The sequence below is a fragment of the Ruminiclostridium sufflavum DSM 19573 genome (assembly GCF_003208175.1).
In the GTDB taxonomy this organism is placed as follows: domain Bacteria; phylum Bacillota; class Clostridia; order Acetivibrionales; family DSM-1351; genus Ruminiclostridium; species Ruminiclostridium sufflavum.
Genome location: NZ_QKMR01000001.1, coordinates 144,290 through 155,539, shown reverse-complemented (window position 1 = coordinate 155,539; position 11,250 = coordinate 144,290). Strand labels below are relative to the sequence as shown.

General features: G+C 45.2%; 4 protein-coding genes. All 4 read left to right on the top strand.

All coding sequences use genetic code 11. The features are described 5' to 3' along the window. The first annotated feature begins 11 nt into the window (after positions 1-11). The 4 genes from LY28_RS00625 to LY28_RS00610 are packed head-to-tail and all read left to right on the top strand — an operon-like array spanning position 12 to position 11,161. Positions 12-1,421 (top strand): condensation domain-containing protein, encoded by a 1,410-nt coding sequence (locus tag LY28_RS00625; protein ID WP_110460228.1) that lies wholly within the window; start codon positions 12-14, stop codon positions 1,419-1,421. Then, the gene (locus LY28_RS00620; protein WP_110460227.1) at positions 1,414-4,656 is read left to right on the top strand and encodes an amino acid adenylation domain-containing protein; all 3,243 of its coding nucleotides are present in this window, start codon (positions 1,414-1,416) and stop codon (positions 4,654-4,656) included. Before LY28_RS00625 ends, LY28_RS00620 begins: the two co-directional genes overlap by 8 nt. Continuing rightward, positions 4,653-5,732 carry a saccharopine dehydrogenase family protein gene (locus tag LY28_RS00615; protein ID WP_110460226.1) on the top strand — a complete coding sequence of 360 codons (1,080 nt, stop codon included), beginning with the start codon at positions 4,653-4,655 and terminating at the stop codon, positions 5,730-5,732. Before LY28_RS00620 ends, LY28_RS00615 begins: the two co-directional genes overlap by 4 nt. Before the next feature lie 20 nt (positions 5,733-5,752). Beyond that, positions 5,753-11,161 (top strand): non-ribosomal peptide synthetase, encoded by a 5,409-nt coding sequence (locus tag LY28_RS00610; RefSeq protein WP_110460225.1) that lies wholly within the window; start codon positions 5,753-5,755, stop codon positions 11,159-11,161. Positions 11,162-11,250 lie beyond the last annotated feature (89 nt).

Below are 11,250 nucleotides of genomic sequence, written 5' to 3'. Positions count from 1 at the left end.
CGGAGGTCAAAATGGAAAGCAGGCTTGAGGCATACAGAAGTCAGGGAATACAGCTATGGCTGGAGGGTGAGAAGCTGAAATTCAGAGGTCAGAAGGAAAGGCTTTCAGAAGATATATTAAATGAGCTCAGGCAAAATAAGGAAGAAATTATAGCATATCTGAAAAACCGCCGGTATGAGCTTACATCCATCCAGCATGCTTATTTCGCAGGAAGCACCGCAGAATGCGAGCTTGGGAATATACATGCCCAATATTATGTGGAATACAGGCATAAAAATATTGATACTTGCAGACTGGAGCAGGCTGTTAATGAAGTTGTCAGAAACAATGGTGCCTTGAGAACAGTAATTGATTCCCAGGGATATCAGAAGGAGCTGTCTGACGTCCCGCAGGTGACTATTCCGGTAAGCAGGGGGAGGGACACAAAGGAATTGGAAGAGGTCCGTGGGTATTGGAGAAATTACAGATACCGTTACGGGGAATGGCCTATGATTAATTTTCAGGTCACAGGACTTGAAGAGGGAGAGGACATTTTGCATGTAAGCTTTGACTGCATAATACTGGATGCCTGGAGTGCAAAAATGATGCTGGATCAAATTTTTCTCAGGTATTCGGGAAAGGAAGTCAGCTATCCCCGGATAAGCTTTCGCAGGTATCTTGAGCTATCAAGGGTATATGAGAAGGACAATAAAAATATTGCCGCGGCAATGGAATATTGGCAGGGAAAAGCTGAAAAGATGCCGGAAAGACCTGTTCTGAAGCTCGAGAAAGGTTTTTCCGAAATTGATATTCCTCATTTTGAACGTCTGGACTATAAATTTTCAAAAGAGGAAACGGAGCTTTTGTATTTAAAGGTCAAAAGCTTTAATTTCACACCGGCGGCGGTAATTTGCACAGCTTTTGCCAGAATATTGAGAAGGTACAGTGTCAACAGGGCTTTTACCCTTAATCTGACGCTTTTTAACCGCAATCCTGTGCATGAGGATATCGAAAGGGTGCTGGGGGATTTCACCAACATAGGCTTTGCTTCCTTTTGGGGAGAGCCGGAGAAAGCTTTCAAGGAGGAGATAAGAGATACTCAGAAGCAATTATGGAGGCTTATTCAGTACAGGATGTATGACGGTACAAAGATATTGAGAAATCCCGGAAGAAGTATGGCAGGGAAAGCGGTTATGCCTGTAGTTTTTACAGGAGTTCTTCAGGGTGCTTTGAAAAACGAGGAAAAGGAATTTAAGGAGAGCTTTGCAATCAGCCAGACTCCGCAGGTGATGCTGGATCATCAGGCAAGAGATGATGAAGGCTTTCTTCACCTGAGCTGGGATTATGTGAGGGAGGCTCTTGGTGACAAGTATATAGAAGAGATTTTTTCAGACTACATTACATATATCAAGGCCCTGATTTACGGGGAATGGGATGTATGAGGCTAAGGAGGCGGCTGGGATGATATGCTCTGTTGTTATGTATAAGGATGAGATACGGAAGAGGAAAATAAGTCCGGAGTATCCGGATTCAATTATATTGCTGGCAATAGGTCTTGAGCTATACAACATTTGGAATTCCGGTGAGAATGTATGGCACAATGCAGAAAGATGGGAGGATAGGTTTGCCGCTGCTAAAAGCCTTGTAAAGGATAAAGGGATAATGCTTAAGGGCTGGAAGCTTTCCATAAGAGAAGAAGAGGACCGCTTTGCCGTTATCATTGAAACGGAGGGCAGCGGGGAAGTATATGCAGAAGCTGATGTGGAGGAGGTATACCGCCGTCTGTTTACCGGAATATGCATAGAGCGGAAAGACGGTTACAGTTTGCTTCCCGCACATCAAGCGGAAAAAAGGGAAAAGGCAAACAGCACAGCTGCCTTTATAAAAGCTAAGTGCCTGCATGAGAGCTTATTTAAGGCTGACCCGGACAGGGACGGCAGAACCGCCCTGATTTGGTATGAAGGGGACATAAGACAGAAAATGGATTATAAGGCTCTGCGCAACCAAGTACTGAGGGTTGTACATATGCTGAAGCAGCATGGAGTAAAGATGGAGGATAAGGTTGCGGTAATGCTTCCAAAGGGCAGGGATCAGATTCTGGCGGTATTGGGTATTTTGTCGGCAGGAGCGGTATATGTTCCGATAAGCTTTGACCAGCCTGCGGACAGAGTGCGGGATATTTTGGAAATCGGAGAAATTCCATATTTGCTGGCACAGGAAAAGAGCTGCCAATTAGAAGAGAAAACTGAGGTTATTCTATTCAAAGAGCATGAGGAATACAGCCCGGACACAGAGCCAAGGCTTCTATCCCCCGATAATGCTGCTTATGTGATTTTTACATCCGGCTCCACAGGAAAGCCGAAGGGGGTCGTGGTATCTCATGAGAGTGCCTTTAATACCATAGAGGATATAAACAGGAGATTTTCTGTTACGGGTGAGGACTGTGTTCTTGCCGTATCGGAGCTGAGCTTTGACCTTTCGGTGTATGACCTGTTCGGAATGCTTAACTGCGGAGGCTGTATAGTTATTCCCGATGAAAAGGACAAAAAAGAGCCGCATATGTGGTTTCGATATATAACTGAAAATGCTGTTTCTGTCTGGAATTCCGTACCTACCCTGTATGAAATGCTGCTGACAGTTATAGAGCAGCAGAAAAAGGAAGTTTCTCTTAAAAAGGTGTTTCTTTCAGGTGATTGGGTTATGCCGGATGCTTACAGCAGAACTCTAAGCTTTACAAGTGCTTGCAGGGTAATTGCCATGGGGGGGGCGACAGAAGCCGCCATATGGTCAAATTATTTTGATATGGAGGCTATGGGGGAAGGCTGTGAAGCGGTTCCTTATGGAAAGCCTCTGGCGAATCAAAAGCTGAGAGTGGTGGATTATAAAGGAAGGGATTGTCCGGATTATGTACCGGGGGAGCTGTGGATCGGAGGGAAAGGCGTTGCGCTGGGCTATCTGAATCAGCCGGAGCTGACAAAAGAAAGGTTCTTGAGGCTTGAAGGCGAGAAATGGTATAGAACCGGTGATAAGGCAAGGTATAACGGTGACGGAACAGTTGAATTTCTCGGACGTATGGATCATCAGGTAAAAATCAGCGGTTTCCGAATTGAACTGGGAGAAATAGAAAATGTTTTAAAAAGGCTGGAGTATATAAGAGATGCTGTGGTGTCGGTGGATAAGGAGGCAAAAAAATCCTTGACTGCTTCCATAGTACCGCGTTTCGGAGGAGAAAATCAGAAAACAGAGCTGCTGAACGAAGGCCTGTATGAAAGCTGTGATAAAGACAGAGAGGAACGGAACAGAGCAGTTGAAAAGTGTATTCTTATGCTTTTGCTTTCAGAGGGAGTTCCTCAAAATATGCAGGAGCATATGCAGCGCTATGAGCTTAAGGCTGCAGTTGAATGTATTTTTGACTGGCTTGAAAAAAGAAGGGTTATCAGCCGTCATGGAGATGGATTTTCGGAAGGAGCCAGATGGAGGGAGGTTTCGGAAGGAAGTCAGGATAAAACCGCTTTAGCCGGTGAGATATTAAGGGAACGGGATACGGTTATAGCTGTTCTGACAGGGAAACAGCCAATAAACGACCTGCTGGGGATATCCGCCTTCAATCCCGAAAAGCTGCTTGCTTCCAGTGAAATAATACACAGGTATATGGACTATATGGAAAGATACTTCTCAGATGAAGGAAAAGGAATAGGAATAGCACTTCGGAAGAGGATAGGCTTTCTGAATATCAGAAGCGGTTATTTACTGAAAGGGCTGATAGAAAAATTAAGAGAGAAGTATGATATTGTGCTGTTTGACCAATCTCTCGGCATGCTGGAGCTTGCAAAGGAAGCACTGGGCGTAGGAAAAGGGCTTCAATTCAGACAGCTGGCAGGGAATTATATTGACGGCGGTCTTGCAGAAGCTTTTGACTATATTGTGGCTGTCAATTCACTGCACCAGTATCAGGATTGTCATGCAGGGCTTCAAACAGCGGATATGCTGCTGAAAAAGGATGGAATATTTCTTGGTATGGAATATACGGATATGGAAGCAATGGCTCTGATAAGCTCCGCCATTCTTGAAAACGGTTTTGAAAAGTACTGGAGCAAAAGGAGTAAAAAGTACAGTCCCTTTTTGAAGGCGGAGGAATGGAAAAAGGCCTTTGAAAGGACTAATTTTGAGAGGTCGTTAATCAGAAACTATGCAGCAGGCGCCTTCATAATTTTCGAGGCATACAAGGGAGGCTGCGGGGCCGGTCTGGCAGAGGCGGACATAAGGCAGTATATGAAGGCTAAGCTGCCGGAGTATATGCAGCCGGGGGCATACTATTATTTCAGGGAATTTCCTTTAAACAGCAACGGAAAGACAGACAGAAAAAAGGTTAACCCCGGAAGGAGAAAGGCTTTGCATAATGCTGAGGGCAAGAGGACGCTTACAGCTACGGAGAAAAAGGTTTCGGATTTATGGTCAAGGGTAATGGGTATTGAAGGTGCAGGCCGAGAGGGTGATTTTTTTGAAATGGGCGGAGACAGTCTTATTGCCACACGTTTTATACATAGCGTTATGAATGAGTTTAACATAGAGCTAAAGCTGGGGGAGATTTTTGACAAGCCCAAATTGCATGAAATGTCAAAGCTTATTGAGGAAAAGACAGAAGAGCTCAAGGAGCTTGTTGAGGGAGAAATATGATTGGAATTATCGGGGGCTATGGCAGCATAGGTTTTGAGGCTGCCAAAATATTAAAGAACCTTTATGGTTATGAAATTATGGCTGCGGGAAGAAAGCCTGACAGCATGGGGCTTGTAAAGCAGAGCTTTTTTCAGGATATTGAGGTGCAGGCTCTTGATATATCGGATTATGCTGAGGTAAGGCAGCTGCTTGAGCGCTGCGGCACAGTTATTAACTGTACCGGTGCTGCTCTTGATATTGCCGCCTTGGCAGACGGAATAAAAGGCAGCAAGGTAAAATATGCGGATATAAGTGAAAATGTGTTCGCTGCCAAAAAGCTGACAAATAAAGTGGCAGCAGCTGTTTTTGCGGCAGGAAGCCTTCCGGGGCTGTCGGCTCTCATGCCCAGATATCTGGCAGGGCAGATGGAAAAGCCGGAAAAACTGAATTTTTCATATGAAGCAAGGGGAAGCTTTACAGCCGCGGCAGCAAAGGAATATCTTGAAGGGCTGTTTGAGCAGGACAAATATCTGATGGTTGAATGGAAAAGAGGCAGGCTGGAGCCTGTATGCGGAACGGTTCTGCAGGAGGAAGGCTTCAAGGCTGACAGGCAGGTGTTCCCGTACTTTGACAGGGAAGCCGGATATCTTACTGATACGCTCAGGCTGGAGGAAGGCCGGTGGAACATGGTTATCAGAGGGGAATATACTCTGAAAATGCTGACATCGGCAAGAGAGCTGTATAAGGAAAATCCGCGGGAGGCTGTTGAGGCTTTGAGAAAAGCTTCGGCACTGGATTTATTATACGGAGGCTGTTCCTATGTAAAAATGGAAGCGGAGCTTGAGGGAGGTAAGGAAACAAGAAGGATGACAGTAAAAGCCGGTTCGCCTGAAAAGCTGACAGGGGCCGCTGCCGCGATTACCGCTCATTTATTGCATGAAAATATGCTGCCGGAGGGTGCTTACACATTGGGCCGCTGTGAAAAGGTTATGCCTGTAATGGAACAGCTTTTATCAATGGATAGTCTTGTTGAGGTGATTGTTTCCTCGGAGGCTGGCAGCGGTCTTGCGGAAATTGAGGAAGAAGGGGAAATCTGAACTTATATAGGAGGGACAAAATGGAGTTTGTTAGCGCTGAACGTGTATTGGAATATTGCAGGGAAAATAATATCAGGCTTTTCAAGGAGGGAGAAAAACTAAAGTACAGAACAATTGGCAGGGAAATGACGCCTCAGCTTATAGACGGCTTGAAAAGGTTTAAGGCCGACATTTTACAAAGTCTGGAGGGACCGCCGGCTGAGCTTTATATAAACAAGACGGACAGGTATGAGCCTTTTCCGCTTTCTAATGTGCAGGCAGCATATTTATTCGGGCGAAACGATGCTTTTCAGTACGGAGGGGTTGCCTGCCATATTTATTTGGAGCTTACCTATGACAGGCTGGAGCACATAGGGGTTAAAAGTGCATGGAAAAAGCTCATTGAGCGTCACGATATGCTGAGAGCTGTGATTCAGCAGGAAGGAAGCCAGATCGTTTTGCGGCAGGTGCCTGAATTGGATATTCCCTGCTTTAAGCTTGGAGCTGAAATAAATGCAGAGGCGGAGGAATACATAGAAAAGATGAAGAGAAGGGTGTATCAGCCCGGAGAATGGCCTATGTTCGGTATAGCCTTATCAGAATACAGCAAAAAGACTGTTATGCATTTTTCCATTGAATTCCTTATAGCAGATTGGACCAGTATCTGGATGCTGCTTTCAGAATTTGAAGCCTTATATTTTGAGCCTGATAAGGAGCTTTCTCTTCCGGGCATACAATTCAGGGACTATATTTTATATGAAAAAGAGGAAAAAAAGGGAGCGGGCTATGAGAGAGACAAGGCATACTGGCTGGAGAAAATTGAAAAAATACCTTCTGCTCCTGAGCTGCCTTTGTCAAGCAGGTATTCCGAAGGTGGGGCTTTCAGGAGAAAGTCTCTCCTTCTGCCTCCGAAAAGCTGGAATTCCTTTAAGGATTTTGCACGGAAATATGGAGTTACGCCAACGGCGGCTGTATTGGAGGTCTATGCCCATGTGCTGGAAAGGTGGAGCGGAAGCTCCCGCTTTTCTCTTAATATGACTGTGCTTTCCAGAAAGCCGGTTCATCCCGATATTGGAAAGGTTGTGGGAGATTTTACCACTCTCGAGCTGATTGAAATTGACCACACTGTAAAGAAAAGCTTTTACGAAGCTGTGAAAAATACCAACAAGGGCTTGTTTGAGGACCTTGACCACAACCTTTTCAGCGGAGTGGAGGTTCTGAGAGAGCTTTCAAGGAGGAATAAAGGCAATCCTGTGCTTATGCCCTTTGTTTTTACGAGTGCCATAGGACTGCTGGGAGAAAACAGCCGCTTGAAAGGAAGCTTTGAGAAGCAGGGAATATCCCAGACCCCTCAGGTTTTCATAGACTGTCAGGTCATGGACGGGGAATTCGGAATGCAGGCTAATTGGGATTACAGGGAGGAGCTGTTTCCTGAGGAAATGACAGAAGATATGTTCGGAGCATTTCAAAGGCTTCTTGAGGAGCTTTCAGAATCAGAGCAGAGCTGGAAGAAAACGGAGGCTGTTGTTTCACTGCCTGTATGGCAGCTTGACGAAAGAGAAAGCGTCAATAACACTTATACTGAAACAGAAGAAAAGCTTCTTTATCAGGACTTTATAGATAATGTAAGCAAACATCCCGGCAAAATTGCCGCTGTTGATACGGAGGGAGCATACACCTATGGGGAGCTTCATGCCATGGCTGAAACCATAGCGGAGAAAATTGTGAAAAACGGAGGGAAAGCCGGGGAAAATATCGCGGTAATTATGAAAAAAAGCAGGCATCAGGTTGCCGCCGTATTGGGAAGCCTGTATATGGGAGGTGTATATGTACCGGTAGAGGCAGATCAGGCAAAAAAAAGGCAGGAGGAAATTCTTAAGGATATCAGCGCGGATATTATATTGACGGCAAAGGAATATAAGAGCAGATATGCGCCGCAGTATAAAACCATTTGTATTGATGAGACAGAGCAGAGCGGACTGCGGGAAAAATTTCAGATAGGAGAGCACAGCCCGGAGGATAAAGCGTATATAATATTTACCTCCGGTTCAACAGGACGGCCAAAGGGAGTCGTTATAAGCCATAGAGCAGCCTTCAATACAATCAGGGATATAAATGCAAGATTTGCTGTGGGCGGTAAAGACAGTATATTCGGAATATCAAAGTTAAATTTTGATTTGTCGGTCTATGATATATTCGGTATTTTATCGGCAGGGGGAACAGTCATATATCCCGGTCATGAGGAATATATGAACCCGGCCCATTGGCTGGAGCTGCTGCAAAAGTACGGGATTACTGTCTGGAATAGTGTTCCGGCTCTTATGAACATGCTGCTTTCCCATACCGAGAATATGGAAATTCAGCTGAACCTTAAAAAGGTATTTCTTTCAGGTGACTGGATTCCGCTTGGCATGCCGGACAGAATACATAAATTATGCCCCTGTGCGGAGGTGATTTGCATGGGCGGTGCCACTGAGGCCTCAATATGGTCTATTTTCCATATATATACCGGCTGCGGAAAGGGGTGGAGCAGTATCCCTTACGGAATACCTCTGGCAAACCAAAGCTTTATGGTACTGGACAGCCGTCTGGAAAATTGTCCCGTCTGGGTAAAGGGGGATATTTATATCAGCGGAAAGGGGCTGGCAGAAGAGTATTATAATGATACTGAGCTGACAGGCAGCAGATTTTTTAAGAATCCTGCGACAGGGCAGAGGATGTACAGAACAGGAGATACAGGCAGATATCTGCCCGGAGGCAGGATAGAATTTTTAGGCCGCGAGGATAATCAGGTCAAGATATACGGTCACAGAATAGAGCTGGGCGAAATAGAAAAGGCCATGGAGGCACAGCCGCAGGTCAACACCTGTGCGGTGTTTGCGGAAAATAACGAATTGGGCGCTGCGGTGGAGGCTGCAAAGGAGAGTCAGGAGCTGCAAGGCTTGCAAAAGGAAGAATTCAGAAGCCTTGTTTCGGGCTTGGTTCCTGATAATAGCCTTCCAAAGAGCCTCAATGACAAGGAGCTTTTTGTATTGGCTGAGAGAAACAGGCTTTCGGCAGAAGCCATACTATACAGCTTTCAGCAAATGGGCCTGCTGGTGAAGGGCAAAAGCTGCAAGGAAAGCGATATAACGGATAAATTTACGGGGCTTCCCCGGTTCAGGTGGCTTATAAAGCCATGGCTCAAAAGCTTGCTGGATAACGGTCTGGTTACTTTTGACGGAAGCGCATATACCGCAGGGGAGGACATATGCAGGGAGCTGCTGGAGGAAGGCTGGAAGGGCTTGCATGATTGCTGGCAGGCATCTCTGGGGGATGAAAAAATAAATCTTTATATTGAAAAGAATGCGAAAAATATTATACCTATTCTTGAGGGGAAGCTTGATCCCTTGGGGATATTGTATCCCGACGGCAGTAATGAATATGTTAGAGCCTTATACAGGGATAACGCAATCACCGCATTTTTAAACCGGTGTATGGCAGAATTTATTGTAAGGCTGTCTGAAAAGCGAAAAGGAAGGACCTTGAGAATACTGGAAATAGGAGCAGGCTCGGGAGCAACTACGGAGATTCTGCTTGAGGCAATGAAGGGGAGGGCTTGTGAGTACTGCTATACGGATATCAGCAAATATTTCTTTGCAGATGCCAGAAGCAGGTTTGAGAAGTGCGGCAATGTGACCTTCCGTGAGCTTGACATAAATAAGGATATCCGTGAACAGGGCTTCAAGCCAAATTCCTATGATATTGTTGCAGGTGCTTTTGTTCTTGAAAATGCCCATGATCTTGAAAAAAGCATGGCCCGGGTGGAAGAGCTTTTAGCGCCGAAGGGATATCTTTTGTTCACTGCGCCTCTGAGAGAGGAAGAATGGCTTTTGGCTTCTCAGGCCTTGATGATGGAGGAAGGGGAGGATGAATTCAGGCGGGATATTGTGTTTATGAATCAGCATAAGTGGAAAGCCTTTCTTTCGGGCTATGGAGCATCAGAAGAATTATTCTGTGTGCCGGAAGCAGATAACATAAGAGAAAGCAAGCTCGGCCTGAATCTGTTTATTAAGCCGTTTAAGCAGGATAAGGCATGGCTTGATGAGGGGCAGCTGACAGAGAATTTGAAGGAATTGCTGCCGGAATACATGATTCCCAGAAATATCCTGTTTGTTGATAAAATGCCCCTGACGGACAACGGCAAGCTTGACAGAAAGCAAGCCTTGGCAATGTATAAGGATTTCGCCGGAAAAAAACAAGCAGATAAAACGGGATTGCCGCCTTCCTCGGAGCTGGAGAAAAAGCTGGCGGAAATCTTTGAGGGAACTCTTAAATGCAGCGGTATTTACAGCGATGACAATCTGTATGATTACGGGGCGGATTCCTTGAGTATGGCTCAGGCAGCCGCAAAAATCAGAAATGAAATCAACGCTGACATTCCTTTTGAAAAGCTGTTAAGACAAATTCTGAATACACCTGTAATTAAAAAGCTGGAAGAGTTTATCATAGCAGACGGAAGCAAGGAAGCTGAACCGGCCCGAAAAGATGAGGAAAAGCCCTTTGCGTATACAAAGGATTTCGGAGGAGATAACGGTGACAGACTTCGCGTGCTTATTCACAATGGGCTGGGTATAATAGAAAACTATGTTCATCTGGGAAAATATCTGGCGGAGCAGAATCAAGGAAGGATTATGGCTATAGGGCTGGCGGATACGGAAAAATACTGCAGTCTGAAAGAGGATGAGATACTTGGCTTTCTGGCAGATACCTACACCGATATTATCATAGGAACAGAAATGAAAAGAATTCAGCTTATCGGCTACTGCTACAGCGGCACCATAGCTGTTGAGATTGCAAAAAGGCTGATGGAAAGAGGCATAGCTGTGGATGATGTGTGTGTAATCGACGGAGGCTCAATGCCCATTACCGTTACAGAAGAATTTACATATGAAATGATGTTTGCCAATATTATTGGCTTGTCTCTAGAGGACTTTGGCTTTGACAGCGCAAAGGTTATGGAACGCCTGATGGATGATATGGTGAAATCGGGAAACATGCTTCTAAAGACAGACGGCATTCTGGAATTCTATCAAATGAACAGCGGGAAAACCCCTGATTCGATATTTTATGAGCTGAGAAAAATGAAGCAGGAGGAAAGGCTCGAATACTATCAGAAGAGATACAAGCTGAAAACGGGAAAGGATTTTGAAATGGCTTCTATGGTCAGGCTTTTCGGAATATTTAAGCAGTCCTTCCATGTATATGTCACGCCCGGGATATACTTCGGAAATATCCGCTATTTTTCCGTCAAGGAAAAGGCAGGTATGTATAAATATCTGATTGAGATGATAGGAAAATGGAAGGACATCTGCATGGGAGACTTTTCTATTACTGAAATTAACGGAGATCACTTCAGCTGTATAGAAAATGCCGTTTATGCGGAGGAATTGTCCGGGCTGCTGAAATGATCCGCAGGCTTTTTGATGTCTTGCGCGGCTGCGGCTGCAGGTATAAAGGCTTAATCAGGTTAGAACAGGAGTGTACTCCTGAATTTGAA